This is a genomic window from Microbacterium oleivorans NBRC 103075, assembly GCF_001552475.1.
GTDB classification, from domain to species: domain Bacteria; phylum Actinomycetota; class Actinomycetes; order Actinomycetales; family Microbacteriaceae; genus Microbacterium; species Microbacterium oleivorans.
Genome location: NZ_BCRG01000010.1, coordinates 19,936 through 46,829, shown reverse-complemented (window position 1 = coordinate 46,829; position 26,894 = coordinate 19,936). Strand labels below are relative to the sequence as shown.

The following is a 26,894-nucleotide window of genomic DNA, read 5'->3' as shown; positions in this document are numbered from 1 at the left end:
CATGACCGCCACTCCCCTCACCCTGCAGCCGCGCGCCGTCGATCACCCGGTCGATCCCAGCGTCGATCACGAGATCCAGGCGATCGTCGCCGGCGAGACGACGACCGCAACCTGCAACACCGATCTCGCCGCCGGCCCCTGGACGTTCGACTCGCGGCCCGGGTACGGTCCCGGCTCCTCCATGGGCGACGTCATCCCGACGGGCGCCCCGCGACAGGGACAGCTCCCGGCGGAGTACCGGGAGGCGGATGAGGCCGAACTCGCCGCCCGCATCGTCGCCGCGAAGGCGACCCTCGGCGAGCGCGTCGTCGTGCTCGGGCACTTCTATCAGCGCGAGGAGGTCGTCGTCCACGCGGACTACGTCGGCGATTCGTTCCAGCTGGCGAACGCCGCACTGGAGCACCCGGATGCCGAGGCGATCGTGTTCTGCGGCGTGCACTTCATGGCAGAGACCGCCGACCTCCTCTCCCGTCCCGAACAGGCTGTCATCCTCCCCAACCTGGCCGCCGGCTGCTCGATGGCCGACATGGCCGACATCGATCAGGTCGAGGACTGCTGGGAGCAGCTCGCCGACGTGTACGGCGACATGGAGACACCGGATGCCGACGGCCTGGTCCCCGTCATCCCCGTGACCTACATGAACTCCTCCGCCGCGATCAAAGGATTCGTCGGACGGCACGGTGGGATCGTCTGCACGTCCTCCAATGCGCGGACCGTTCTCGAGTGGGCGTTTGCACGAGGGCGGCGGGTGCTCTTCTTCCCCGACCAGCACCTCGGACGCAACACCGCGAAGGCGATGGGGGTCCCCCTCGAGCAGATGCCGATGTGGAACCCCCGCAAGGCTTTCGGCGGATCGACCGAGGCGGAGCTCGCGGATGCCCGCGTCATCCTCTGGCACGGCTTCTGCTCGGTGCACCGCCGGTTCACGGTCGATCAGATCGCCGCTGCCCGCGCCGAGCACTCGGGCGTCCGCGTCATCGTGCACCCCGAGTGCCCGATGGACGTCGTGGACGCCGCAGACGAGGCGGGGTCGACGGACTACATCCGAAAAGCCATCGCCGCGGCCACCGAGCCGACGACGTTCGCGATCGGCACGGAGATCAACCTCGTGCAGCGTCTGGCGGCGCAATTCCCCCAGCACGAGATCTTCTGCCTCGACCCCGTCGTCTGCCCTTGCTCCACGATGTACCGCATCCACCCCGGATACCTCGCCTGGGTCCTCGAAGGCCTTGTCGCCGGTGAGGTCCGCAATCGCATCACGGTGACCGCCGACGTCGCCGTTCCGGCGCGGGTCGCACTTGAGCGGATGCTGGCGGCCAAGCCATGACCACGGTCGTCGTCGTCGGCTCCGGCATCGCCGGGTTGACCGCCGCGCTCCGGGCCGAGGCCACGGGGTGCGCGGTCACACTCGTCACGAAGGGCGCGCTCTCCGAGGCGAACACCCGCTACGCCCAGGGCGGGATCGCGGGGGTCCTCTCCCCCGCCGACCGCGCCGCCGATCATGCACACGACACGCTCGTCGCGGGAGCGGGCCTCGCCGACCCGGATGCCGTCGAGGTCCTCGTCACCGAGGGACCCGATCGCATCCGCGACCTCATCGCCGCGGGTGTGCAGTTCGATCGAGACGCCGACGGCGCCCTCCGCGCGGGTCTCGAGGGTGCCCACTCATTCCCGCGCATCCTGCACGCCGGTGGGGACGCCACCGGCGCCGAGATCGAACGCGCCCTCGTCCGCCGGGTGCGGGCGAGCAGTGTCGACATCCGCGAGCATGCCTTCGTCACCGACCTCGTGCTTCGTGAAGGTCGCGTCATCGGTGTTGCGCTCCTCGACGGCGAGCGGATCGAGACGGATGCGGTGGTGCTCGCCACGGGCGGCGCGGGCGAGCTCTTCGCGCACTCCACGAATCCCGCGGGGGCGACCGGCGACGGCATCGCACTGGCGGCGCGGGCCGGGGCGAGCGTCCGGGACCTCGAGTTCATGCAGTTCCACCCCACCGTCCTCGCCGTCGGCGACGCCTTTCTCGTCTCCGAAGCCGTCCGAGGCGAGGGCGCCGTGCTGCGCGACGAAAGCGGGCGCAGATTCGCCCTCGACGTGCACCCCGACGGTGAGCTCGCGCCTCGTGACGTGGTCGCCCGGGCGATCACGGACGCGATGTCGCGTCAGGGCGGTCGGCCCGTCCTCCTCGACGCGACCGTCGTCCACAGCGCCGATGCGGGCGAACGCGCGGCCTTCCTTGCCGGGCGATTCCCGACGATCGACGCCGCCGTTCGCACTCGCGGCCTCGACTGGGCTCGCGACCCCCTCCCGGTGACTCCGGCTGCCCATTACCTCATGGGCGGGATCGTCACCGATCTGGACGGCCGCACCGACCTGCCCGGCCTGTACGCGGTCGGCGAGGTCGCCCGCACCGGCGTCCACGGGGCGAACCGCCTCGCGTCGAACTCCCTGCTCGAGGGCGCCGTCTTCGGGGCCCGGGCGGGCGCCGCGGTCGCTTCGGATGCCGGCGCGCCGTGGCCCGTCCCTCCCCCCACGTCGGACCCCAGGGTGACATCGGCGACCGGCGGCATCCCGCACACCCCGTTCAGTCGACAGGCTCTGCAGGAGCTCATGTGGACGGATGCCGGTGTCTCCCGCGACGGGGAGGGTCTTCGCCATGCGGCTCGCACGCTCGCCGCGTGGCGGTCCGAGGCCACCCCGCCGCGCGCGCTCCGCGAGCACGAGGACGCGAACCTGCTGCAGGTCGCGGAGCTCATGGTCGCTGCCGCGGCCGCCCGCACCGGCTCCGTCGGCGCCCACCTGCGCACGGACGATCCCGCAATCGCTCATGTCCATTCCGACCTGGAGGGGGCTGCGTGATGCTCTCACCCGCCGTCATCGAGACCACCGTCCGCGCCGCGCTCCTCGAGGACGCCCCGTGGGGTGACATCACGAGCGAGGCGCTGATCCCGGCATCCGCCACCGCCACCGCGGAACTCGTCGCGCGCGAAGAGGGCGTGTTCAGCGGGGGCGCCGTGTTCGCCGCCGCCTTCGCCCTGACCGACGATCGAATGGACGTCGACGTGCGGGTCGAAGACGGCGGGCGTTTCACCGTCGGAGACGTCCTCGCGGTCGTGACGGGCCCCGCCCGCGCGATCCTCACCGCCGAGCGGATCGGCCTGAACTTCGCGCAGCGCATGTCGGGCATCGCGACGATGGCCGCACGCTACGTCGACGCGATCGCCGGCACGGGAGTCCGCATCGCCGACACCCGCAAGACGACGCCGGGTCTGCGTGCCTTCGAACGCCACGCCGTCCGGAGCGGCGGCGGTGCGAACCACCGCTACTCCCTGTCCGATGCCGTCATGGCGAAGGACAACCACCTCGCCGTCCTGACCCGCTCGGGGATGTCCGTCACCGAAGCTCTTCGAGACGCGAAGACCCGCCTTTCCCACACGGCGCACATCGAGGTCGAGGTCGATCGGCTCGATCAGATCGAGGCAGTCCTGGCCGCGGGGATCGGCACGATCATGCTCGACAACTTCTCGCTCGACGACCTCCGAACCGGTGTCGCACAGGTCGACGGTCGTGCCACCGTGGAAGCGTCGGGCGGCGTCTCGCTCGAGACGGTCCGCGCGATCGCCGAGACGGGAGTCGACGTCATCTCGGTCGGCGCCCTGACCCACTCCGCACGGGCGCTCGACCTGGGGCTGGACGTCCGCATCGACGAGGCCTGACGTGCTCTACCTCGACCACGCCGCGACCGGCCCGGTACGCCCGGAGGTGCGGGCGGCGATGCTGCCGTTCCTCGGCGATCGCTACGGCAACCCCTCGAGCCATCACACGGTGGGAGAGGACGCCGCCGCCGCCCTCGACGACGCCCGCCGCCGCGTCGCGGCCGTCGTCGGGATGCGTCCGGGTGACGTCGTCTTCACGTCGGGGGCGACCGAGGCGAACAACCTCGCGATCAAGGGCATCGCCATCGCGTCGCTCCTCCGCCGCGGCCGCCCCGGTCACGTCGTCACGAGCGCGATCGAGCACGAGTCGGTGCTCGCGTCCGTGGACTTCCTCGAACGGGTCCACGGCGTCGCCGCGACGCGTCTCGACGTCGACGCGGACGGCCTCGTCTCGCCCGCCACTCTCGCCGAGGCCCTGCGCGAGGACACCGTGCTCGTCTCGCTCGGGTACGCCAACAACGAGATCGGGACGGTGCAGGATGCCGCGGCCCTCGCCGCCGTCGCGGCGGCGGCCCGCATCCCGCTCCACCTCGACGCCGTCCAGGCGGCCGGCTGGCTTCCCTTGGCGGGCACCGGGGCGGATGCGCTGTCGATCGCGGGGCACAAAATCGGCGCCCCGCAGGGCATCGGGGTGCTCGCGATTCGCGGGCGGGTCCCCCTCGAACCGCTCCTGCACGGTGGCGGCCAGGAACGCGATCGGCGCAGCGGCACCGAGAACGTCGCCGGCGCGGTGGGGCTCGCCGTCGCGCTCGAACTCGCCGAGGCGGAGCGCAGCGTGGCCGCCGAACGCGTCAGCGCGCTCCGCGACGACGTCACGGCCCGTGTGATGACCCTCGTGCCCGAGGCGAGATTGACAGGACACCCGTCGCGCCGGCTTCCGGGGACAGCGAGCTTCACCTTCGCGGGTGTCAGCGGCGAAGCGGTCCTCCTCGAGCTCGAGCGGCGCGGCGTCGTCTCCTCGAGCGGGTCCGCCTGCGCCGCCGGCAGCGACGAGCCCTCGCACGTGCTACTCGCGCTGGGTGTCGCTCCCGAGGTCGCGCAGACCTCCGTGCGCTTCAGCTTCGGACACCACGCGGCGGTCGATCCGGCCCGGCTCGCCGATGCGGTGGCTGAATCGGTGGCGGCGGTACGATCGCGATGATGAGCACCCCGACCGTCACCGTGATCGTGCCCGGACGCGACGTCGGCGCTTTCGCAGAAGAAGCCCTCGCGTCTCTCCGCGCCCAGACCCGCACCGACTTCCGCGTGATCCTGGTCGACGATGCGTCCCGCGACGCGACGTCGGAGATCTTCGCCGCCGCAGCCGCACAGGACCCGCGCGTCACCCTCCTCCGACACGAGGTGGCTCGGGGTCTCGGCGCCTCCCGGAACGAGGCACTCGACCTCGTCGACACCCCTTACGTCGGGTTCTTCGACGCCGACGACATCATGACACCCGGCGCCCTGGACGCCCTGGTCGGCAGTCTCGAGGAGTCCGACAGCGATATCGCGGTCGGCGCCTATGTACGCCTCCGAGCGGATGCCGCCGGTCACTACGCCCCGGGCGTCGTCCAGCCGTGGGTCGCGGCATCCACCTCCCCCGCCCGGCGACGGACGACGCTCGCGGAGCACCCCGACGTGTCGGGGAACATCGTCGCCTGGTCGAAGGTCAGCCGGACCGACCTCTGGCGTCGCGAAGGCCTCCGGTTCACGGAAGACAAGGCGTACGAGGACCAGATCGTCGCGCAGCAGCTGTACGCCGCGGCGGACGCGATCGACGTCCTCCCCGACGTGGTCGTGCAGTGGCGCGAGCGCGCCGACGGAACCTCGATCACGCAGCGCCGTCACGCCGTACCGGTCCTGCGGGACTACCTCGACGGGATGCGGGATGGCCTCGCCGTGCTGGATGCCGCCGGCCACCCCGCCGCGGCACGCTCGCGCGTACGCCTCATCCTCGACATGGACGTCCCCGCTCTCGTCCGGGTCGCCGAGCACCATCCCGACGATGCATACCGGCAGCTGCTCGGCGCGTTCACCCGCGACCTCACCGACCGCGCCGTACGCGAAGACGTCGCGCTCGAAGGGGCATCCGCTTCGCTCCTCGCCGAAGCACGCGCCTGGTGAGCTCCGCCTAGCTCGCACCCTCGATCCGGCCGGCGGCGACCTGCTGCGCGGCGAGCTCGGCGTACAGGCCCCCCGCGGCGAGGAGCTCGGCGTGCGTCCCCGACTCCACGATGCGGCCCGCCTCGACGACGTGGATGACGTCGGCCGCGATCACCGTCGACAGCCGGTGCGCGATCGACAGCGTCGTCCGGCCCCGAGCGGCCTCGTCGATCGCCTCCTGCACCACACGCTCCGAGACGGTGTCGAGCGCAGAGGTCGCCTCATCGAGCAGCAGGACGGGCGGATCCTTCAAGAGCACACGGGCGATCGCGATCCGCTGCTTCTCCCCGCCGGAGAGGCGGTACCCGCGCTCCCCCACGATCGTGTCGTAGCCGTCCTCGAAGCCCGCGACGACGTGGTGGATGTTGGCGGCGATGCAGGCGGCTTCGATCTCGGCATCCGTCGCATCGGGTCTCGCGTAGCGGAGGTTGTCGCGGATCGACGCGTGGAAGAGGTAGGTCTCCTGCGAGACGATGCCGATGCGATCGATGACCGACGCCTGTGTCAGCGAACGGACGTCGGCCCCGGCGAAGAGGACCGCCCCCGCCACCGGCTCGTACAGGCGCGGCGCGAGGTACAGAATCGTCGTCTTCCCGGCGCCGGACGGTCCGACGAAGGCGATGTGCTGGCCAGGCTCGGCGACGAACGACACCCCGTCGAGGGTCGCGGGGCTCTGCGGCCCGGCATCCGGATACCGGAACGACACCCCGCGGAACTCGATCCGACCGACGGGGCCCGGCGCGTCGGCGACGTCCATCGCGTCAGCCGTGTCGGCGATCGCGGGGCGGAGGTCCAGGTATTCGAAGATCCGGGCGAACAGGGCACGGGAGGTCTGGACGTCGAGGGCGACCCGCATGAGTCCCATGAGCGGCATGAGCAACCGGGCCTGGACCGTCGTGAACGCGACGACCGCACCCGCCGTGATGGGGACGGCATCGCCCGTGATGAAGAAGCCCGCGACGAGGTAGATGATCGCGGGGACCGACGACATGATGATCTGCACGACGGCGAAGAAACCCTGACCGCTCATCGCCTGCCGCACCTGCAGACCGATCTGGGTGCGGTTCTCGGCGGCGTATCGGTCGGACTCGGCGCGCTGGCGGTTGAACGACTTCGACAGCAGGATGCCGGAGACGCTCAGCGTCTCCTGCGTGATCGCGCTGAGCTCGGACAACGACTCCTGGGTCTGCCCCGCGATTCGGGCGCGCACCTGACCGACCCGGCGCTGAACGAGGATCAGCACGGGCATCATGACGACGGCGATGAGCGTCAGTCGCACGTCGATCAGGAGCATCGCGACGAGTGCCGAGATGACCGTGACGGTGTTGCCGAGGATGCTCGTGACCGTGTTGGTGAGGACCCCGGATACCCCGCCGACATCGTTCTGCAGCCGGGACTGGATGACTCCCGTCTTCGTTCGGGTGAAGAAGCCGAGGTCCATCGCCTGCAGGTGGGCGAACAGGCGCACCCGCAGATCGCCCGTCACGCGATTTCCGACCGTCGAGGTGAACCACGTCTGCGCGATGCCGAGGCCGGCGCCGAGCACGAACAGTCCGATCATCGACAGCACGAGGATGCCGAGCAGTCCGAGCTGCGGCGACGACCCGTCGACGGGGAACAGGGCGTCGTCGAAGATCCGCTGAACGAGCAGCGGCGGGATCACGCCGATGGCCGCGCCCGCGACGACGAGCACCGCCGTCACCGCCAGGCGAGCACGATAGGGACGGAACAGAGCCACGACCCGTCGGCCGAGATCCGGCACCTCCGGGGCCGAGGCGTTGCGTCGGCGCTGCGCCTCTTCGTCGACCGCGCGGAACCCGCCCCGACCGCCCCCGGGTCCGCCCATACTCATCTCGTCACCATAACCCCGCGCCGAGGTCGGCGGCCTCGCGGGGAATGCGCGGCTCCGCCCGCCGGTTAAGCTGAACGACTCGCGTCGCGTGCTCTCTGCTGCGCCGACTGCCTTCCGCCCGTACCCTGGCCACATCGCCGGGTTCCCGCACAGCCGCTTTCCGCACCTCTCCCACTCGAAGGACTCCCGTGCCCCTCTCGGACACCGCCTCCACCCCCATCGCCTCCCCCGCTCCGGCGCCCACGAGGACCGGACCGGTCATCGCGCTGCTCGTCGTCGCGGCGTTCGTCGTCATCCTGAACGAGACGACCATGAGCGTCGCGCTCACCGACATCGTGGCCGACCTCGGCATCACGGTCGCCACCGGCCAGTGGCTGACGACCGGATTCCTCTTGACCATGGCCGTCGTCATCCCGTTGACCGGGTACCTCCTCGAGCGCTTCACTCTCCGCGCCGTGTTCTTCACGGCGATGAGCCTGTTCGCCGCCGGCACGCTGATCGCCGCCCTCGCCCCCGGCTTCGAGGTCCTCCTCGCGGGTCGGATCGTGCAGGCCAGCGGCACCGCGATCATGATGCCGCTCCTGTTCACGACCGTGCTCAACATCGTGCCGCCGTCGCACCGCGGCCGGATGATGGGCACCATCACGGTCGTCATCGCGGTCGCTCCTGCGATCGGTCCGACCGTGTCAGGGCTGATCCTGTCGACGCTGACGTGGCACGCCATCTTCTGGGTCATGCTGCCCATCTCGCTTCTCGCCATCGCGCTCGGGGCGGTCTGGGTCAAGAACGTCACCCAGACACGACCCGACGCGCGCTTCGACATCCTGTCGGTCCCCCTCGCGGCCCTCGGCTTCGGCGGACTGATCTACGGCTTCAGCGCCATCGGCGAGTCGGCCTCGGGGCACTCATCTGTTCCCGTCGGCATCCCGCTCGCAGTCGGCGCGGTGGCGCTGGTCCTCTTCGTCCTCCGTCAGCTGCACCTCCAGAAGACGGACAGTGCGCTGCTCGACCTCCGCACGTTCCAGACCCGCGCCTTCTCCCTCGCGGTCGTGCTCGTGGTCGTCGTGTTCGCGGCGCTGTTCGGGTCGATCGTCCTGCTCCCCATCTACCTGCAGCAGGTGCTCGGGCTCGACGTCCTCGGCATCGGTCTGATGCTGCTGCCCGGCGGCATCCTCATGGGCGTCATGGCGCCCTTCGTCGGCAACGCCTTCGACCGCTTCGGACCGACACCCCTCGTGATCCCGGGCATGATCATCGCGGCCGGCGCGCTGTGGGGCATGACCATGTTCGATGCGAACACCGGAGTGCCCTTCGTCATCGCCGTGCACCTGGCTCTGAACCTCGGGCTCGGCCTGACGTTCACCCCACTGCTCACCTCGGCGCTCGGGTCACTCCCGCGCCGCTACTACCCGTACGGATCGGCAACGGTGGGAACGCTGCAGCAGGTCGCGGGAGCCGCCGGCACAGCACTGTTCGTCACGATCATGACGGTCACGACGGCTTCCCGTCTCGCCGAGGGAAGCGACGAGATCTTGGCGAAGGCAGACGGCGTGCACGCGGCGTTCCTCGTCGGCGCGATCGTCGCCACCGCGGCGGTCGTGCTGGCACTGTTCGTGCGCAAGCCCGCCCCGGTCGACGAGGCGGAGACACCCGCACTCGCACACTGAGTGCTCGCTGAGCGATCAGGTCGTCAGTTGGTGCTGCAGCAGCCCCCGCCGCAGCACGAGGCACCCTCGTCCACGAGCTCGACGACGACCTTGTCCTCGGTCGAGTTCGTCAGCGTCGAGATCGGCTGCAGGGACGGGGTCGGCAGGTTCGAGGTGGCCATGGCGTCCATGCTACGCCGCCTATCCGGGACCGGCTCGGCGGTCAAGGGCCTGAAGACCGCCCGCCCCGCCGCTTACCGTCGAGAACATGAGCACCTTGACCGGAAAGCGCGTCGCGTTCCTCGCGACCGACGGATTCGAAGACAGCGAACTGACCTCGCCCTGGCTCGCCGTGACGGATGCGGGAGCGACGGCGGTCCTCATCGCGCCCGGCGCCGGCACCATCACCGGGAAGAACGGGCACGAGCAGCCCGTTGACGCCACCTCCGCGGAGGCCGAGGCAGCGGATTACGACGCGCTGGTCCTTCCCGGCGGCGTGGTCAACGCGGACGATCTCCGCCTCGACACCGCCGCGGTGCGTTTCGCCCGCGATTTCTTCGCCCAGCACAAGCCGGTCGGCGCCATCTGTCACGCCGCGTGGCTGCTGGTCGAAGCCGACGTCCTCGGCGGCCGCACTCTCACGAGCTACCCGAGCCTGCACACCGACCTCGTGAACGCCGGGGCGACCTGGCGAGACGACGAGGTCGTCGTCGACGCCGGACTCGTGTCGAGCCGCACTCCCGACGATCTGCCTGCGTTCAACGAGAAGCTCGTCGAGGCGATCGCCGAAGGACGCCAGCCTGCGCAGACCGTCTGAGCGCCGGCACCCGACGCCCTCCGCCGTGACTCAGTCGCGTGTGGGGGGCGTCGCGCGTCGCCGCACCACGACGACGGCGATCACCGCGACGACGACGACCACAATCACGATGCCGCCGACGACGAGAGGCACGACGGATGACGCATCGTCGGTCGCCTCGGGCGCTGACGTCACCGATTGCAGGGGCGCGGCGTCCCCGATCGCGAAGGGGATCTTGCCGCTGATCGGGTGGCCGTCGCTCGAGACCACGCGCCATTCCACGAGGTAGCCGGCATCCGGCATGCTCGAGTCGAGGGGCACGGTCAGCGTGTTCGTGTCGATGACCGGGTCACCCGAGGTCCAGTCTTTGCCGTCGGCGTCCCACACCACAACCTTCGCGCCCTCGGGCATGATCGCGGCCGAGTACGTCAGAACGACGGATGCCGGCGAGCTGGCGAGCTTCTCATCGGCCGACGGCGTGCTGCCGAGCAGCTCGTCGTGCGCTGAGGCCGGCGCCGACACTCCGAGCACCAGCAATGCTGCGATCCCCGCGGAGACGATCGCAATGCGGGACAGCGCGGAGCGGAGGCGGGTCGAGCGGAGCAGCGCAGCAGTCATACCTCCACCTTGCCATCGCTCGTTATGGGTCGGCTGCGCCGGAACCTAGCGACCGGTTCCCTCGACAGCAAGCCCCGCCGCTTCGGGCGGAACCCGCGCATACGCTGGCCGCAGCAAAGCGACCGAAGGACCACAGCAAAGGAGCCGAGATGGCCGAGCAGGGTGACTCCCCCGCAGATGCAGGGGAGATCGAAGGTCCGGAGGATCGAGGTGCTCCCTCCGCCGAATCCCACTACGTCGTCACCGAGCATGAGGGCGTGACCCGCGTCGACATCGCGGACGACGCGCTCTTCCGGCCAGGCCCCGGGCAGGGGCAACCCGAGGCCGAGACCGGCTGAACCGCGAGCAGGTCAGAGGCCCAGCAGCTCCTGCGGCCGGATGCCGTACACGTCGAGGTGCTGCCGCGTCAGGGACGACACCGTGAATCCCCACCGGGAGGCGATCTCTCCGAGATCGTCGAGCGAACCGATCGCGGTCGCGACGATGTCGGCGCGGGCGGCGTCCAGTCGAACAGCCGTCAGGTGCTGGAGGGGTGTGCGACCTGCTGCCGAGTGCGCAAGGAAGGCGCGGCGGAGAGCGGCGCTCCCCACGCCCGCTGCTGCGGCCGCGTCGTCGACGGTGATGGGCAGCGACGCGTTCTGTTCGAAGAACGAGACGGCGCTCCGGTAGGCCCGCTGCTGCTGGGCGACCGTCTCGGCGCGCTCGCGCCTATCGCCCAGGAGTGGGAAAGCCTCCAGGGTCGACACGGCAATCGAGCGGAACAGCGACGCCCGTGCCAGATCGTTGTCGAGGGACTCCTCCGCGGTGAAGGCAAGCGTGGACGCCGACCGCCATGCCCGGAGGAGCGCCGGGTCGACGGCTCTGCCGCCGTCGAAGCGGACCGCGAGTGTCTCGTCGTTGTAGACCGTACGAGCCAGCTCGGTCAACGCCCCCAACGGGAGTGCGACGACTCGGACGCGGGTGTCCTCCAGACGACAGGCCAGGGTGTATCCGGGCTGGAAGAGCACCGGTTCCGCGGCATCCCCCCGTTCGCCGTCGATCTCCCACTCGTACTGCGCATCGCTGTGGACGACGATGACGGCGTCGAGATCGCACTCGGCGCTGTAGCCACCCCGGATGTCCAGGCGACGCAGACCGAACCGCTCATCGCCGACGCTCGACTCCTCGAACACGAGGTCCTGGGCATCGAGCTCCACCCTGCCGTAGCTGCGGTGAATATAGGTCTCCGCTTCGCTGACGTCATCAGACCTGAAGTGCTCGCGAACAACTGGCACCCTGACTCCTTCTCCCGCACCCGGGACACAACCGACAGTCCCTCTCCGCTTCCATCATGCCGCGCGCCCCCGCGCGCATCATGCGCATTCCGGATGTTCTGCGCATAATGGATATTACGAACGACGAGAGGACCTTGTGGGCAAGTTCATCTACAACGACCGCATCCGAACCGATTTCGAAGATCGGCTGCTTGCGCATCTGCAATTGGTGATCACGACGAAGCTCCGTCGCGGCGAGGCTTTCACGTTCATGTGGCGCAACGACCAGAGCATCGGCGATGGCCGGCAGGTCGTCTGGCTGCATCCCGGCGCCGATCTGAACTGGCAGTACTTCGGCAGTCGCCAGCCGTCGCTCAACCCGGCCTGGCTGGATGCTCTGAGCCATGTCGCGAACTCGCCCACGGGGCTGTACGTCGTCCCAGAGCCGCAGGCCACCGGTGCACGCTCATCCAGCGAAACCGTGGAGTGAGTCGGGGAAGATGAGGCATGGCCGTTGACAACGCGTCTCCCGTCCTCGACACGACGCGAGAGGCGTTCGACATCGATTCCGCCGGGGATGTGCTGCGGCAGGTCGCCTCAGGCGTGACCATCCGCGAGGCTGACTCCGCTTTTTCGCTGTATCAGCGGACCCTCGGCGACGAGCGGCTGCGGCTGACGCGCCTGCGGACCACGGGCTTCCTGCACGCGCACGTCGACGTCTCGGGATACGTCGCGGTGGGACGCATCAGCAGCGGTGGTGTCCGGGCGCGGTGCAACGATTCCCCCCTCGATGTCAGCGCCCCGTTCCTGCTTACACCCGGCTCCGCGGAGACGTGGTCATCGACCGTCGAGGCCGACGCGATCGGCCTCGACCTCGCCGCGCTCGGAATGTTCACGGGGAGGGATCTCACCGCCACCGGGCGGTTCCCCCACTCGGGTGCACTGTCGCGTGATCTCCAGGACCACTGGGAATCGACGATCGCCCACGTCGGCCGAATCTTCGACGACGACACGCTCCTCCGCAACGACCTCATCCGGCAAGCGGCCGTGGACGCCGTCTTCGCCGCGACGGTCAGCACCTTCGGCATCGAAGCCGAAACAGCCGACGCCGTCGGCGGCTCTGCCGCCGTCGCGCGGGCGACCGACTTCGTCGACGACCACCTCGGCGAACCGCTGAGCGTCGCAGACATCGCCGCAGCGGCGCGGCTCAGCGTGCGGGGCCTCCAGAGCGCGTTCCAGCGGACGCTCGGCGTGACGCCGGCCTCGTACGTCCGCACGGCGCGGCTCGCAGCCGTGCACCGCGACCTCCAGAAAGCGGATGCCGACGGCACGACGGTCGCCGAGATCGCCCGGCGCTGGGGCTTCGCCCACCTGCCGAGGTTCGCGCAGCATTATCGGACGGAATTCGGTGAACTCCCCCATGAGACCCTTCGGCGCTGACGCCGGAGAACGGTCAATCCCAGCCGAGGTAGTCCTCGATCTGGAACGCGGTTTCACCCGGGTGCGTCATCGGGAACAGGTGCCCCGCGTCGGGCAGGCGGACGACGCTCGCGCGATCGGCCGCGGTCGCCTTCAGGTCGTCGCCGTTGGCGGGTGGGGTGATGGGGTCGTCAGCGCCCTGGATGATCAGGATCGGCAGCGACGACGCGAGAGTCGCCCACTCGGTGACGGGCGTCGACGCGAGAGCCGCGCTCTGCAGCTCCTCGACATCGAGGTCACGGGAGCGCGCGAAGACGTCCCACGCCAGGGCGACGTCGATGCCGGGGCCCACGAGCAGACGGACGGCGTCCGTGTCCGGCGCGTCCACGGGTGCCGAGAAGGCGATACGGAGAGCCCGCGCTGCATCGTCCGAGAGTGCCCGCGTGGCTTCCACGCCCATCAGCAGCACGCCGCTCGCACGACCGGGGTGATCGAGGGCCACGGTTCGGGCGACCGCGCCACCGAAGGCGTGACCGCCGATCCAGGCCGAACCGACGCCGAGGTGATCGAGCACGTCGACGACGTCCTGCGCGAGGTCGTGCATCGAGGCAGCGGGGCCGCCGGAGCGCCGCGATCCGATGCGGACGATCCGGAAGCCCTCCTCCTCGAGGATGCTCGCGAGCCCGCCGAGGTAGGCGACGTCGAGCCCCTGCGCGGGGATGAGGACGAGAGCAGGGCCCTCACCCTCGTCGATGAACGGAATGGCACGGGCCTCGGCGTCGAACACCTGGCGCTGGATCTGTGTCATGGGAATCCTCAGTTGTTGAAACGGAACTCGACGACGTCGCCGTCCTGCATGACGTAGTCCTTGCCCTCGAGGCGAGCCTTGCCCTTGGCGCGCGCTTCCTGCACCGAGCCGGTGGCAACGAGATCCTCGAAGGAGATGACCTCCGCCTTGATGAAACCCTTTTCGAAGTCGGTGTGGATGACGCCCGCGGCCTGCGGAGCCTTCCACCCCTTGCCGATGGTCCACGCGCGCGCTTCCTTGGGGCCGGCGGTCAGGTACGTCTGAAGACCGAGGGTGTCGAACCCGACACGGGCGAGCTGGTCGAGACCAGACTCCTCCTGGCCCGTCGAGGCCAGCATCTCGGCAGCATCCTCCGGGTCGAGCTCGGCGAGTTCGGATTCGATCTTCGCGTCGAGGAAGACGGCGTGTGCGGGCGCGACGAGCGCGGCGAGTTCCGCCTTGCGGGCGGCATCCGTCAAAACGGCCTCGTCGACGTTGAAGACGAAGATGAACGGCTTCGCGCTGAGGAGACCGAGCTCGCGGATGGGGGCGAGGTCGATGCCGGATGCCGCGAGCAGCTCGCCGCGCTGCAGCGCCTCCTGAGCGGCCTTCGCGGCCTCGAGGACTGCGGGGTCGAGCTTTTTCCCACGGACTTCCTTCTCGTACCGCACGATCGCCTTCTCGAGCGTCTCGAGGTCGGCGAGCTGCAGCTCGGCGTTGATCGTCTCCATGTCGTTCTTCGGGTTCACAGCCCCGTCGACGTGGACGACGTCGTCGTCGGCGAAGCCGCGGACGACCTGAGCGATGGCGTCCGCCTCGCGGATGTTCGCGAGGAACTTGTTGCCGAGTCCCTCGCCCTCACTCGCGCCGCGGACGATCCCGGCGATGTCGACGAACGACACGGTCGCCGGGAGGATGCGCTCCGAGGAGAAGATCTCCGCCAGAACGTCCAGCCGCGGGTCGGGCAGGTTCACCACGCCGACGTTGGGCTCGATCGTCGCGAACGGGTAGTTCGCCGCGAGCACGTCGTTCTTGGTGAGAGCGTTGAAGAGGGTGGACTTGCCGACGTTGGGCAGTCCGACGATTCCGATGGTGAGAGCCACGGGCATCCACTCTACGCGGCGGACGCCGCCTGGCTGCGCCCCCGGCCTGTCGAAACGGCGACGGCGCGCCTCCGCGGCGACGGCGCCGTCGGCGGAGAGGGTGGGGTCATGGGCTTGGACTTCACCGCGATCGACTTCGAAACGGCGAACTCCTCGAACGCTTCCGCCTGCGCGGTGGGCCTGGCGCGAGTGCGGGACGGCCGTGTCGTCGCCTCCGAGGGCTGGCTCATCCGCCCGCCTGCCGGTCACGATCGCTTCTTCGAGATCAATGTCGGCATCCACGGCATCCGTGAATCCGATGTCGCAACCGCCGAGACGTGGCCGGAGCAGCTCCCCCGCCTGCTCGACTTCGTGGGCGACGATGTGCTCGTCGCCCACAACGCCGGGTTTGACATGCGAGTGCTCCGAAGCGCGTGCGAGGCCACCGGCCACGTGGCGCCGTCCGCGCGTTACGTCTGCAGCGTGCACGTCGCCCGGAAGACCTACGACCTGCCCTCGTACCGCCTGCCGTTCGTCGCTGCAGCCGCGGGGCACCTCGACTTCGCGCACCACGATGCGACCGCCGACGCGCTCGCCTGCGCGCAGATCGTCATCGACGCGGCAGCACGCGCCGGCGCGGGTGACCTCGTCGAGTTGGCGATGCTGCTCGGCGTTCGCATCCCGCAGATCCCCCAGCCCGTCCCCGCCTCCGCCGCCTGAGCGCGTCGCCGCCGCGCGGCGCCCGCCGATGTCGGAGGGCTCGGGCACGATGAGGGCATGGATGCCACCTTCGTCACTGCGCTCGCCCTGGTCTGCCTCGTCGCCGGCGCCCTCGCGGCCGGCGCGCTCGTCACCACGCGCGAAGCCAACCGCCGCAGCGACCTGCTGGCGCGGGCATCAGCCGCAGAGGCCGCGCGTGACGCCCTGCAGGCGCAGCTCGACCAGCAGCGGGCTCTGCACCGCGAGGTGACGAGCCGGGTCCACGCCGAGCAGGCTGCTCGCGACGAGCGGGAACGGCGCGAGCAGACGGTGCTCCGGGCGCTGGCACCGGTCCAGGAGACCCTGGCCGCGATGCAGCAGAAGGTGGACCACCTCGAGCGCGACCGTCAGGAGCAGTTCGGCTCCCTCGCCGAGCAATTGCGTCGTTCACAGGAGTCCGACGAGACGCTGCGCGCCACGACGGAGTCGCTCGCCGGTGCCCTCCGCTCGAACGGGACGCGAGGGGTCTGGGGCGAGACGCAACTGCGGCGGATCGTCGAATCCGCGGGCCTCCTCCGCTACGTCGATTTCGACACGCAGGCATCCATCACCTCGGATGCGGGCGGCGGACGCCCCGACCTGATCGTGCGTCTGCCCGGGGAGAAGGCGCTGGCTGTCGATGCCAAGGCCCCGTTCGACGCCTACCTCGAAGCGAGCGCGATCCCCGTCACCGCTGTCGGAGAGGAAGGCGCTCGTCGATCTCGCCTTCTGGCGAAGCACGTCGCCGCGGTGCGTACGCACATCGATGCGCTGGCGAAGAAACGCTACTGGGCGGGGATGCCGTCGAGCCCCGAGTTCGTGGTCTGCTTCATCCCCAGCGAGTCTCTGCTTGCGGCCGCTCTCGAAGAGGACCCGTCACTGCTCGAGTACGCCTTCGGCCAGCGGGTGGCTCTCGCGTCGCCTGTGAACCTCTGGGCGGTGCTGAAGACGGTGGCCTACACCTGGACGCAGCAGGACGTGTCCACCGAAGCCCGCAGGTTGTTCGATCTCGGCAACGAGCTCTACCACCGCTTGGGCTCTCTCGCCGGTCACGCGGACGACCTCCGCCGCGCCATCGAGCGGACGGTCGACAGCTACAACCGATTCGCCGGTTCGCTCGAGACCCGCGTGCTCGTCAGCGCGCGACGCTTCCCCGGTATCGATGACACCCAGCTCGACACGCTTTCGACGCCTTCGCCGATCGAATCCACCACGCGTCGCCTCACGGCGCCCGAGCTGCTGGACGATCTCGACCACTCCGCCGACCTCGGCGAACTGCGCGAGCGCCTCTCTGAAGAGGAGCGGGTCAGGAGGGGAAGAACGTCATGAGGCCGACGACGCCGAGCGACACGGCGACGAACGCGCCGATCAGCCACCATGCGTTGACCTCGTGGCCGGGAGGCATCCGTCGCCGCAGGAGCACGTCGGGCCGACGCGCGGGGTCGTCGATCACGGGGATCTGAGCCGTGACAGGACGAGGCCCCGTGGCCGTCTGACCCACGATCGGGATCTGCCCCGTCGGTGTGACAGGCAGGTGACCAGTGAGCGAAAGCTGACCCGTACGCGGATCGCTTGATGCGGTGGACATGGAGACTCCTGGGGGGCGGTGGCGAGTGCCGGGGATCGCTGACACCACGGCCCATTGTGCCAGAGGGGTCGCCCGTGATCCTGGGTTGGCGCCTTCCGCGCGTGTCCCCGGGCCCGGATTGGTCAGACGACCGTCACAGCCACTTCGACGTCAGGTGCTCCGAAGAGATGCGCCGAAGCGTCCCCGAGGCGCCGCGCAGGACGACACTCTCCGTGTAGACGAAGTCTCCGGCGCGTCGCACGCCACCCACGAGTTCGCCGTTGGTGACGCCCGTCGCGACGAAGAGCGTGTTGCTCCCGCGGACGAGATCGTCGGCTTCGTAGACGTGGTCGTCCAGTTTCAGACCCGCATCGATCCCGCGCTGCTTCTCGTCGTCGTCGCGCGCCCACAACCGCCCCTGGATGTGCCCGCCGAGCGCCTTGATCGCGCAGGCGGTGACGATGCCCTCGGGGCTGCCGCCGACGCCCACGCACATGTCGGTGCGTGCATTGTGTCGGGCCGCGTTGATACCCCCGGCGACATCGCCGTCGCTCATCAGACGGGTACCCGCGCCCGCGTCCCGGATCTCCTCGATGAGCTTCGCGTGCCGCGGACGGTTCAGGACCGAGACGACGAGCTCGTCCACGGGCTTGTCGAGGGCCCTCGCGAGGCGCGTGATGTTCTCCGCGATGGGAAGACGGATGTCGACGACGCCGACACCCTCCGGCCCCGTCACGATCTTGTCCATGTAGAAGACGGTGGATGCGTCGAGCATCGCCCCCCGATCTGCGACAGCGATCACCGAGAGCGCGTTGTTGCGCCCTTCCGCGGTGAGGGTCGTGCCGTCGATGGGGTCCACAGCGATGTCGCACTGCGGACCGCGCCCCGTGCCGACGCGCTCGCCGTTGAACAGCATCGGAGCGTTGTCCTTCTCGCCCTCGCCGATGACGATCACGCCGTCGAAGTTCACGGTCGTGAGGAACGCCCGCATCGCATCGACCGCCGCTCCGTCGGCAAGCTCTTTCTTCCCCCGCCCGATGAAGGGGACGGATCGGATCGCGGCCGCCTCCGTCGCGCGGACGAGCTCCAGCGCGAGGTTTCGGTCGGGATGCAGCGGACTCATGTCGGCAGTCAGGCTCACCATGGGCACAGCCTAGGACGGCCCGCTCCGTCCACTCCCTGTTTCCGGTGTCGATCCGAGGAAGGAACACCGAATCTTTCCGCTCAGGAAGAGAGCGGCGCATCTCCCTCCCGTTGGCGGCACCGGAGGAGACGGCATCCCTTCGATAGAGTTGCGGGGAATCATTGACTTCTCCGAGGAGCTGACATGCCCGTCGCCACACCCGACCAGTACGCCGACATGCTGGACCGCGCGAAGGCAGGCGGCTTCGCCTACCCCGCGATCAACGTCTCGAGCTCGCAGACCATCAACGCCGTCCTCCAGGGCCTGACCGAGGCCGGCTCCGACGGCATCCTCCAGGTCACGACCGGCGGTGCGGACTACTTCGCCGGGCACACGGTCAAGGGCCGCGCCACGGGCGCGCTGGCGTTCGCCGCCTACGTCACCGAGGTGGCGAAGAACTACCCGATCACGGTCGCCCTCCACACCGACCACTGCCCGAAGGATGCCCTCCCCGGCTTCGTCCTCCCGCTCATCGAGGCGTCCGAGGCCGAGGTCAAGGCCGGCCGCAACCCGATCTTCCAGTCGCACATGTGGGACGGTTCGGCTGTTCCCCTCGGCGAAAACATCGAGATCGCCAAGGATCTCCTCCCCCGCATGAAGAACATCAACGCGATCCTCGAGATCGAGGTCGGTGTCGTCGGCGGCGAAGAGGACGGCGTCCAGCACGAGGGCTCGAACGACGCCCTCTACACGACCGTCGCAGACGTCACGAAGGCCGTCGAGGCCCTCGGTCTCGGAGAGAACGGCCGGTACATCTCCGCTCTGACCTTCGGCAACGTCCACGGTGTGTACAAGCCCGGCGGCGTCAAGCTCCGCCCCGAACTGCTCGGCGAGATCCAGGAGGGCATCGCCGCGCACTTCGGTACCGGCGCGAAGCCCCTCGACCTGGTCTTCCACGGTGGCAGCGGTTCGTCGGACGAGGAGATCGCGGTCGCGGTGAGCAACGGCGTCGTCAAGATGAACATCGACACCGACACGCAGTACGCCTTCACCCGTTCGGTGGCCGGCTTCATGTTCGCCAACTACGAGGGTGTGCTGAAGCTCGACGGCGAGGTCGGCAACAAGAAGCAGTACGACCCCCGCGCCTGGGGCAAGGTCGCCGAGTCCTCGATGGCCGAGCGCGTCGTCGCCGCCACACAGCAGCTCGGTTCGGCGGGCAAGTCGCTCGGCGTCTGATCCTCCAGTGAACGACGAAGCCCCGGTCCCTTTCGGACCGGGGCTTCGTCGTTCGTGTCAGTAGGACGCGGTACCGAGGACATCCCGCGGATAGAGGGCGTACCTCACCCCGTCGACCGTGAATGCGGTGTGGAGGTGGGGACCCGTCGAGCAGCCCGTCGAACCGACCGCACCGATGCGCTGACCGGCGGCGACCGTCTGACCGGCCTTCACGGAGAATGCGCTGAGGTGGGCGTAGACCTGCACGATTTTGGTGCCGTCGACCGTCGAGGTGACGACGACCTCTTTCTGCTTCGACTTGTTCGGGGCCCAGGACGGGCACCCCGACGTGATCCAGACTTCGCGAAGCGACACCGTCCCTCCGCGCATCGTGTAGACCGGTGTGCCCGTCGGCGCGGCGATGTCGTCGCCGCTGTGGCCCGCGTACGTTGTGAACGAGCCGTTGGGTCGCAGCGGGTAGGCCCAGCCATAGCGCCCCGGCACAGACGACCCCGCGGCGGTGGCGTCGGAGACCACCGGCATCCGCAAGCTGGTCCAGACGGCCTTGCCCTCGCCGTCCAGCAGACGGAGGATGCCGTCGTTCCCGAGCCGCAGCGCGGTCGCCCCCAGCCCGGCGGTCTTCGACGACCACAGCGCGACGTCGTTCTCGTTCAGCAGCATGAGCTCGCCGTCGCCGGTGAACACCAGCGTCCCGTCGAGGGTTCCCGTCGTCTTGGCCGTCCGGACGAGCGCGTAGCCGCGGGTCACAGCGACGTTCCCGTCGCCCAGCATCTTGAACGCGTATCGACCATCCGGTGAGGTGAGCTGCACGCCGGTGCGAAGCGTCGTCCCCGGCGTGATGGTGTCGCCGAGCGACCACGAGACCTTCTTCGCAGCCGATGTCTTCGTCACCGTCCGGTAGTCCTTCTTGGTGGCCGTGACCGACACGGTGACGGAGCGACCCGCGGCCCAGGTCGGAACCTGCCAGGCCTGACCAGTCGCACCGGCGATCGCACCGCCGTCGACTCGCCACTGCACGCGCAGCGCTGTCGAGGACGGCTGCCACTGGCCCGTCTGCACGCTCAAGGTGCTCCCGGCCTTCAGCGTTCCGCTGATCGTCGGAGTCGGGGTGGCGGTGAAGGCTGCGAAGACGGATGTCCCCGCCGAGGTCCGCACCACCGTCGTGTAGCCGGAACGCGCGCCCGTGATGCGGACCGAGACGACCTTCCCGGCATCCGCCGCGACCGGACGATAGGTGCGAGCCGTCGCACCGGCGATCGGCGAGCCGCCGCGAAGCCACTGGTAGGCGAACGTCACGGTGCCCGGCCCCCAGGCGCCGGGTTGTGCGGTCAGCGTCTCCCTCACTGTGCCGGTGCCGGAGATCGTCACGGTGCCGGGCACGGTGAGCACGCGCGGCACGGCGACTCCCGCACTGGTGCGGGACACCGGGGTGTACCCGCCCTTCGCCGCACGGACGCGGACGGAGAGCGCGACCCCGGCATCCGCAGCGACGATCTTGTACGAGGAGCCGGTCGCTCCGGCGATCGCCTTGCCCCCGCGCAGCCACTGATAGGTGAGGGTCGCGGGGGTCGGCTTCCATGCCGCGGAGGCGACCTTGACGGTCGAGCCCACGGAGACCGTCCCCGAGATCGTCGGAGTCGGCGCAGCGGTGAAGGCCCGGCCGACGGTGACGGCCGCCGACGTGAGGGCGACCCCGGTGTATCCGGGCTTCGTCAGCGAGACACGAACGGTAAGCTTCCGATCGAGGTCGGCGGTCACGGGGGCATACGTGTGGCGCGTCGCCCCCGGGATCGCCTTCCCATCGCGCGACCACTGCCACGCGAAGGAGACCGGCGCGGGCCCGAATCCCGGAGCCGAGGCGGTCAGGGTGGAGCCGACGGTGGGCGCGCCCGCGACCTTGAGACTCCCACGCACGAGCGTTCCCCGCGCCACCGCCACTGAGGCAGCCGACGTCGTGCTCGTCGTCCGGTACCCGGCCCGCGTCGCGGTCACCGTGACGGTGACCCGCTTGCCGAGCGATCCGGCCGGAAGCGCGAAGGTGCGCGAGGTCGCGCCCGACACGGCGGCGCCGTCGAGTCGCCACTGATACCGGATCGTCGCCGTCGGAGCCCATGCGCCGGATACGGCCGTCACCGTGCTTCCCACCCGCAGAGTGCCCGTGATCGTCGGCCGGGGCGCCGACGTGAAGGCGCGCACCGGGGTCTGGGTCGGTGTGGGCGTCGGTGTGCGGGTGGCTGTCGGCGTCGGCGCAGGGGACGTCGGAGCGGCGCGAACCGAGGCGGCGGACGCGGCGTTCGGCCCGGACAGGATCAGCGCGAGGGTCGCCGCGGTGACGACGACGAAGGAGGCAAGCCTCCGGGGCGATGTGCGGTGCACGGTTTCCTCCCGAATGGAACACGCGAGGAAGCACCCGCAGTAGCTCAAAAATACCAGGTGAGAGGATTCTCACTCAACTGCTTGCGCGAATGCGGGTGCGGCTGATGTCAGCCGACGACGGCGAGACCGCGCATGAGCCCGGCATCGCCGAAGAGGGGCACGACGAGGCAGACGCTGACGATCACGAACGTCACGATCGCTCCGACCAGCGGAATCCACCAGCTGAGCCGGCCCCGGGCGAGCGACCACCAGGCGAATCCGGCGGTCATCAGCCATCCGACGGCGAAGACCGTGGCGGCGATGCCGCCCCACAGAGCGCCCTGCGCGGTGTTGGTGAATTCGCCGTCGACGCCGGCCACCGTCATCCAGGTCTTCGCGAACTCGCTGAAATCGACCAGCTGTGGGACCGCGCTGATCACCGTGACCAGCCCGTAGATGAGCAACGCCAGCGTGATGACGCGATCCGCCGTCCGCGTGGGGCGCGCTGCGACGGTCGTGGCGGGCGCCGTCGGCGGGTGCGGCGGGTCAGCGGATGCCGTCGGTGCCGCCTCGGGCTGCTGGATCGCCGCGCGCTGCTGCTCGGGCGTCGCGTACTCCCCGTACTGCGGGCGCGGACGGGGTTCGTCGCTCACGGGCGGTTCCGCCCCCCGAGGGCGCGCTCGTCGCGGCGACCTTCGAGGTCCTGGCGGAGCTCCTTGGGGAGTGAGAACATGAGGTCCTCCTCCGCGGTCTTCACCTCGGCGACGTCGCGATATCCGGCACCGGCGAGATCTTCGAGCACTTCGGTCACGAGGACCTCGGGGACCGACGCGCCCGACGTGACGCCGACGGTCTCGACACCGTCGAGCCATTCCTGCTTGATCTCGTGCGAGTAGTCCACGCGATAGGCGGCCTTCGCGCCGTACTCGAGGGCGACCTCGACCAGACGCACGCTGTTCGACGAGTTCGCCGATCCGACGACGATCACGAGGTCGGCATCCTTCGACACCTTCTTGATCGCCACCTGACGGTTCTGCGTCGCGTAGCAGATGTCGTCGGAAGGCGGGTCCTGCAGATTCGGGAAGCGCTCGCGGAGTCGGCGGACGGTGTCCATCGTCTCGTCGACCGACAGCGTCGTCTGCGACAGCCACACGACCTTGTCGGGGTCCTTGACGACGACCGTGTCAGCCTCTTCGGGCGAGTTGACGACGGTGACGTGGTCGGGGGCCTCTCCTGCGGTGCCCTCGACCTCTTCGTGTCCGTCGTGCCCGATGAGGAGGATCTCGAAGTCGTCGCGGGCGAAACGCACCGCTTCGCGGTGGACCTTCGTCACGAGCGGGCAGGTCGCGTCGATCGCCTGAAGTCCGCGATCGGCCGCCGCGTTCACGACAGCAGGCGAGACGCCGTGCGCGCTGAAGACGACGTGCGCACCCTCGGGAACCTCGTCGACCTCATCGACGAAGATCGCGCCCATCGATTCGAGCTCGGTCACGACGTGGATGTTGTGGACGATCTGCTTGCGGACGTAGACCGGCGCACCGTAGCGCTCCAGCGCCTTCTCGACGGCGATGACCGCGCGGTCGACTCCCGCGCAGTAGCCGCGCGGAGCGGCGAGGAGGACGCGCTTGGCGCCCTGGACGGGAAGGTCGACGAGCCGCCCGCGTGCACCCGGGATACGGGGCATCGGCAGCGAAACGGCAGGTGAAGTCACTCCTTGATTGTACGAACCCCCGGCTGGGTGGGGGACGTGTGCACCAAGATGGGTGTCCGTGACGACTTTCCAGACCGAGGCCGGCGCTGTTCCTCCGCCGGATGCCGTGCATCCGCGGGACTCCTCTCCCGACACCCCGACCTCGGTCTCCCGCCTCAACGAGACCATCCGCGACTTCGTCCAGAAGTGGGGGGCCGTCTGGGTCGAGGGTGAGATCACCGCCTGGAACCTGCGGGGCGGTCACGTCTTCGGACGTTTGAAGGATGCCGCCGGCGACGGCTTGCTGTCTTTCCGCATGTGGTCCTCGACCCTGCAGCGCACCCCCGGCGACCTGAAGGTCGGCGATCGTGTCGTCGCCTGCGTGAAGGCCGACTACTTCGTCAAGACGGGCGACTTCAGCTTCACCGTTTCTGCGATGCGCCACACCGGTCTCGGCGACCAGCTCGAGCGGCTGGAGCGGCTGCGGTCCGCGCTCCGCGCAGAAGGCCTGTTCGATCCGGCGAGGAAGAAGGCTCTTCCCTTCCTCCCCCACGTCATCGGCCTGATCACGGGTGAGCGCAGCGACGCGGAGAAGGACGTCCACCGCAACGCCGAGCTGCGCTGGCCGCACGTGCGCTTCCGGACGGTCCACGCGGCGGTCCAGGGCGACCGCTGCGTCCCCGAGACACTCGCAGCGCTCGCGACGCTCGACGCCGATCCCGAGGTGGACGTCATCATCATCGCCCGCGGCGGCGGCGACCCCCAGTCGCTCCTGGGCTTCAGCGACGAGCGACTCGTCCGCGCGGTGGCCGCGGCATCCACTCCGGTCGTCTCGGCCATCGGGCACGAGAACGACCACCCGCTGCTCGACGAGGTCGCCGACCTCCGCGCGTCGACTCCGACTGACGCGGCGAAGCGCGTCGTGCCGGATGTGACCGAGCAACGGGCGCTCGTGCAGCAGCTCCGCAGCCGCGCGCGCACGCGCCTCACGCAGCGTGTCGGGCACGACATCGCGGCGCTCGGGCAGCTGCGGTCGCGTCCCGTCCTCCGAGACCCGGAATCGATGCTCACCGGTCGTGCGCAGGAGGTCGTCGCACTGTCGTCGCGGGGTCGCGACGTGATGGCGCGGCGATGGGATGCCGCAGCCCGCGCGACGGCGGAGCTCCGGGCCTCCCTTCGGGCCCTGTCACCCGGCGCAACGCTCGACCGGGGGTACGCGATCGCTCATCTGCCCGGAGGGGGCATCGTCCGCGACGCCGCGCAGGCACCCGCCGGTGCGGACGTCGTGGTGACCGTGGGTCGCGGCTCGTTCGCGGCTCGCTCGGCGGGCGAGATCGCCGAGACGGGGGCGGATGCCGCCTCCTCCGCGAACTAGGATGGGTGCCATGACGACCGACGCGGGAGAAGTGTCGACCCTCACCTTCGAACAGGCCCGCGATGAGCTCGTCCAGGTGGTCGCGCAGCTCGAACAGGGCTCTCCCACCCTCGAGGAGTCGCTCAGCCTGTGGACCCGCGGCGAGGCTCTGGCGGCACGCTGCGAGGAGTGGCTGCTCGGCGCGAAACGTCGACTCGACGAAGCGCGCCCCGATGGCGGGACCGTGTCCTGATGGCGAGACCCCGCGTCGTCGCCGAGCTCGGCCGCCCCGAGACGCCCGAGGAGACCGCCGCCCGGAAGGCCGCGTCATCCCAGCGCTACCGCTCGAGTAAGACGTTCCGTAACCTCATCGCCGCTCTCATCGTCTGCGTCGGCATCATGGCCGTGGTCTACCTGGGCGTACCTCGTGGCACCCCCGCCGACATCCCCGAAGCGGACGTCGCCGGCTCCGCCGCCGAGGCCGAGTCGACGGCCGGCCACGGCGTGGTCGTCCCGAAGGTGCCGAGCGACTGGCGCGCCAACTCTGCGCTCGTCGAAGGTGGCGAGTGGCGCGTGGTCTACGCGCCGCCGCGCGGTTTCGTCGAGGTGACCCAAGCCTTCAGCGCTCCGGACGGCTGGGTGTCCCGCCAGTTGGGCGGATACGCGCCGACGAAGACGACGACGATCGCGGGGATCGAATGGGACGTCTACGACCTCCCCGCCGACGTCCAGAAGATCGACTACGCCCTGGCCACGACGATCGGCTCCGACACCGTCATCATCGGTCTCGCGGAGTCGACCGAGCGCACGGCCGCCACGACGGTCGCCGAAGGACTCGGCGACCAGATCCGTACCCTGCGAGAAGAGGCGCGATGAGCACAAGCCCGTCCCCGTCCGATGTGTGGTCCGCGATGCTGGCGGGCAACCGCCGGTTCGTCGCCGGTGAGCCAGAGCACCCCCGCCAGGACGCCGAGCGTCGACACGAGCTCGCGCACTCGCAGCGGCCGACGGCGGCTCTGTTCGGTTGCTCCGACTCCCGCCTGGCGGCCGAGATCATCTTCGACGAAGGACTCGGCGATCTCTTCGTCATCCGAAATGCCGGCCAGGTGATCTCGGACTCCGTCACCGGCAGCCTCGAGTATGCCGTCGCCGTCCTGGGCGTCCCCCTCATCGTCGTCCTCGGTCACGACGAGTGCGGCGCCGTGCGCGCCGCGATCGACTCCACCGCCCCGGATGCCCCCGCGCTGCCCGCCGGGATCTGGCGTCAGGTCGCTCCAATCGTCCCCGCCGTCCGACGCGTCTTGCAGGCGTCTCCGGGGGCGACCTCAGCAACGGTCGACGCGGAAGAAGTCGGCCGCGAACACCTGCGCGACACCGTCGCCGGCATCCTCCACTCATCCGAGCTCATCAGCGACGCCGTCGCCGAGGGCCGGCTCGCGGTGGTCGGCGCGAACTACCGTCTCGCCGACGGCACCGCGATTCCCGACGTCGTCGTCGGCGAAGCCGGCTGACACTTCTCTTCC

At 69.7% G+C, this 26,894-nt stretch carries 28 protein-coding genes; 17 read left to right on the top strand and 11 right to left on the bottom strand.

Features of this window, described 5'->3' with window-relative positions:
- Window position 1 precedes the first annotated feature (1 nt).
- From nadA to MO1_RS10650, 5 genes are read left to right on the top strand one after another with little or no spacing between them, the layout of a single operon-like run.
- On the top strand, window positions 2-1,327 hold the full coding sequence (nadA, locus tag MO1_RS10670; RefSeq protein ID WP_036312347.1) for a quinolinate synthase NadA: 1,326 nt from the start codon (window positions 2-4) through the stop codon (window positions 1,325-1,327).
- On the top strand, window positions 1,324-2,856 hold the full coding sequence (nadB, locus tag MO1_RS10665) for an L-aspartate oxidase (RefSeq protein WP_060916014.1): 1,533 nt from the start codon (window positions 1,324-1,326) through the stop codon (window positions 2,854-2,856). Before nadA ends, nadB begins: the two co-directional genes overlap by 4 nt.
- Entirely contained in the window at window positions 2,856-3,713 is an 858-nt protein-coding gene (gene nadC, locus MO1_RS10660; protein WP_036312344.1) for a carboxylating nicotinate-nucleotide diphosphorylase, read from the top strand. The genes nadB and nadC overlap by 1 nt, the downstream gene beginning before the upstream one ends.
- Before the next feature lies 1 nt (window position 3,714).
- A complete protein-coding gene (locus MO1_RS10655; RefSeq protein ID WP_060916013.1) occupies window positions 3,715-4,854 on the top strand; it encodes a cysteine desulfurase family protein in 1,140 nt (379 codons plus the stop codon).
- Window positions 4,854-5,816 (top strand): glycosyltransferase family 2 protein, encoded by a 963-nt coding sequence (locus tag MO1_RS10650; protein ID WP_036312340.1) that lies wholly within the window; start codon window positions 4,854-4,856, stop codon window positions 5,814-5,816. The genes MO1_RS10655 and MO1_RS10650 overlap by 1 nt, the downstream gene beginning before the upstream one ends.
- A gap of 7 nt (window positions 5,817-5,823) precedes the next feature.
- Here MO1_RS10650 and MO1_RS10645 read toward each other — a convergent pair whose 3' ends face one another.
- Entirely contained in the window at window positions 5,824-7,701 is a 1,878-nt protein-coding gene (locus tag MO1_RS10645; RefSeq protein WP_060916012.1) for an ABC transporter ATP-binding protein, read from the bottom strand.
- Window positions 7,702-7,895: 194 nt separating this feature from the next.
- On the opposite strand from MO1_RS10645, the gene MO1_RS10640 reads away from it, so the two are divergent.
- A complete protein-coding gene (locus MO1_RS10640) occupies window positions 7,896-9,374 on the top strand; it encodes an MDR family MFS transporter (protein ID WP_036312336.1) in 1,479 nt (492 codons plus the stop codon).
- Window positions 9,375-9,397: 23 nt separating this feature from the next.
- On the opposite strand, the gene MO1_RS14780 is transcribed toward MO1_RS10640, so the two are convergent.
- A complete protein-coding gene (locus tag MO1_RS14780) occupies window positions 9,398-9,535 on the bottom strand; it encodes a hypothetical protein (protein ID WP_162531345.1) in 138 nt (45 codons plus the stop codon).
- 86 nt (window positions 9,536-9,621) lie between these two features.
- Here MO1_RS14780 and MO1_RS10635 point away from each other — a divergent pair, with 86 nt between their 5' ends.
- Window positions 9,622-10,170, top strand: a complete 549-nt coding sequence (locus MO1_RS10635) for a type 1 glutamine amidotransferase domain-containing protein (protein WP_036312334.1) — start codon at window positions 9,622-9,624, stop codon at window positions 10,168-10,170.
- A 30-nt stretch (window positions 10,171-10,200) separates the two neighbouring features.
- Here MO1_RS10635 and MO1_RS10630 read toward each other — a convergent pair whose 3' ends face one another.
- A complete protein-coding gene (locus MO1_RS10630) occupies window positions 10,201-10,767 on the bottom strand; it encodes a copper resistance CopC family protein (RefSeq protein WP_036312332.1) in 567 nt (188 codons plus the stop codon).
- Between the two features lie 149 nt (window positions 10,768-10,916).
- On the opposite strand from MO1_RS10630, the gene MO1_RS10625 reads away from it, so the two are divergent.
- A complete protein-coding gene (locus MO1_RS10625) occupies window positions 10,917-11,105 on the top strand; it encodes a hypothetical protein (RefSeq protein ID WP_036312331.1) in 189 nt (62 codons plus the stop codon).
- A 12-nt stretch (window positions 11,106-11,117) separates the two neighbouring features.
- Here MO1_RS10625 and MO1_RS10620 read toward each other — a convergent pair whose 3' ends face one another.
- Window positions 11,118-12,041, bottom strand: coding sequence for a helix-turn-helix domain-containing protein (locus tag MO1_RS10620; protein WP_060916011.1), 924 nt, complete (start codon window positions 12,039-12,041; stop codon window positions 11,118-11,120).
- A 136-nt stretch (window positions 12,042-12,177) separates the two neighbouring features.
- Between MO1_RS10620 and MO1_RS10615 the strand changes: the two genes are divergently transcribed.
- Entirely contained in the window at window positions 12,178-12,510 is a 333-nt protein-coding gene (locus tag MO1_RS10615; RefSeq protein ID WP_060916010.1) for a DUF7882 family protein, read from the top strand.
- 17 nt (window positions 12,511-12,527) lie between these two features.
- On the top strand, window positions 12,528-13,460 hold the full coding sequence (locus MO1_RS10610; protein WP_036312325.1) for a helix-turn-helix transcriptional regulator: 933 nt from the start codon (window positions 12,528-12,530) through the stop codon (window positions 13,458-13,460).
- 13 nt (window positions 13,461-13,473) lie between these two features.
- Here MO1_RS10610 and MO1_RS10605 read toward each other — a convergent pair whose 3' ends face one another.
- Entirely contained in the window at window positions 13,474-14,247 is a 774-nt protein-coding gene (locus tag MO1_RS10605) for an alpha/beta fold hydrolase (protein WP_036312323.1), read from the bottom strand.
- A gap of 8 nt (window positions 14,248-14,255) precedes the next feature.
- Window positions 14,256-15,329: a redox-regulated ATPase YchF gene (ychF, locus tag MO1_RS10600; RefSeq protein ID WP_060916009.1), complete on the bottom strand. Its 1,074-nt coding sequence runs from the start codon at window positions 15,327-15,329 to the stop codon at window positions 14,256-14,258.
- Between the two features lie 108 nt (window positions 15,330-15,437).
- Between ychF and MO1_RS10595 the strand changes: the two genes are divergently transcribed.
- Window positions 15,438-16,028 carry a 3'-5' exonuclease gene (locus MO1_RS10595; protein WP_036312319.1) on the top strand — a complete coding sequence of 197 codons (591 nt, stop codon included), beginning with the start codon at window positions 15,438-15,440 and terminating at the stop codon, window positions 16,026-16,028.
- A 57-nt stretch (window positions 16,029-16,085) separates the two neighbouring features.
- Complete coding sequence (locus MO1_RS10590; RefSeq protein WP_060916008.1) at window positions 16,086-17,375, top strand: DNA recombination protein RmuC; 1,290 nt, start codon at window positions 16,086-16,088, stop codon at window positions 17,373-17,375.
- Here the strand turns inward: MO1_RS10590 and MO1_RS10585 are convergent.
- Entirely contained in the window at window positions 17,353-17,634 is a 282-nt protein-coding gene (locus MO1_RS10585; RefSeq protein WP_036312316.1) for a hypothetical protein, read from the bottom strand. The genes MO1_RS10590 and MO1_RS10585 overlap by 23 nt on opposite strands.
- 133 nt (window positions 17,635-17,767) lie before the next feature.
- Window positions 17,768-18,757: a class II fructose-bisphosphatase gene (gene glpX, locus MO1_RS10580; protein ID WP_036312314.1), complete on the bottom strand. Its 990-nt coding sequence runs from the start codon at window positions 18,755-18,757 to the stop codon at window positions 17,768-17,770.
- Window positions 18,758-18,940: 183 nt separating this feature from the next.
- Between glpX and fbaA the strand changes: the two genes are divergently transcribed.
- Entirely contained in the window at window positions 18,941-19,972 is a 1,032-nt protein-coding gene (gene fbaA / locus MO1_RS10575; protein ID WP_036312313.1) for a class II fructose-bisphosphate aldolase, read from the top strand.
- A 57-nt stretch (window positions 19,973-20,029) separates the two neighbouring features.
- On the opposite strand, the gene MO1_RS14955 is transcribed toward fbaA, so the two are convergent.
- From MO1_RS14955 to MO1_RS10555, 3 genes are all read right to left on the bottom strand, one after another.
- Entirely contained in the window at window positions 20,030-22,348 is a 2,319-nt protein-coding gene (locus tag MO1_RS14955; RefSeq protein WP_303621050.1) for a peptidoglycan DD-metalloendopeptidase family protein, read from the bottom strand.
- Between the two features lie 107 nt (window positions 22,349-22,455).
- A complete protein-coding gene (locus tag MO1_RS10560; RefSeq protein WP_036312311.1) occupies window positions 22,456-22,980 on the bottom strand; it encodes a DUF6264 family protein in 525 nt (174 codons plus the stop codon).
- A complete protein-coding gene (locus MO1_RS10555) occupies window positions 22,977-24,011 on the bottom strand; it encodes a 4-hydroxy-3-methylbut-2-enyl diphosphate reductase (RefSeq protein WP_036312310.1) in 1,035 nt (344 codons plus the stop codon). The genes MO1_RS10560 and MO1_RS10555 overlap by 4 nt, the downstream gene beginning before the upstream one ends.
- An 85-nt stretch (window positions 24,012-24,096) precedes the next feature.
- Here MO1_RS10555 and xseA point away from each other — a divergent pair, with 85 nt between their 5' ends.
- Genes xseA through MO1_RS10535 form a run of 4 tightly spaced genes read left to right on the top strand, consistent with a single transcriptional unit; the run spans window position 24,097 to window position 26,882 of the window.
- Complete coding sequence (xseA, locus tag MO1_RS10550) at window positions 24,097-25,392, top strand: exodeoxyribonuclease VII large subunit (protein WP_036312493.1); 1,296 nt, start codon at window positions 24,097-24,099, stop codon at window positions 25,390-25,392.
- Between the two features lie 10 nt (window positions 25,393-25,402).
- On the top strand, window positions 25,403-25,624 hold the full coding sequence (locus MO1_RS10545) for an exodeoxyribonuclease VII small subunit (protein WP_036312491.1): 222 nt from the start codon (window positions 25,403-25,405) through the stop codon (window positions 25,622-25,624).
- The gene (locus MO1_RS10540) at window positions 25,624-26,247 is read left to right on the top strand and encodes a DUF4245 family protein (protein ID WP_060916005.1); all 624 of its coding nucleotides are present in this window, start codon (window positions 25,624-25,626) and stop codon (window positions 26,245-26,247) included. The genes MO1_RS10545 and MO1_RS10540 overlap by 1 nt, the downstream gene beginning before the upstream one ends.
- A complete protein-coding gene (locus MO1_RS10535) occupies window positions 26,244-26,882 on the top strand; it encodes a carbonic anhydrase (protein WP_036312307.1) in 639 nt (212 codons plus the stop codon). The genes MO1_RS10540 and MO1_RS10535 overlap by 4 nt, the downstream gene beginning before the upstream one ends.
- Window positions 26,883-26,894: the final 12 nt, after the last annotated feature.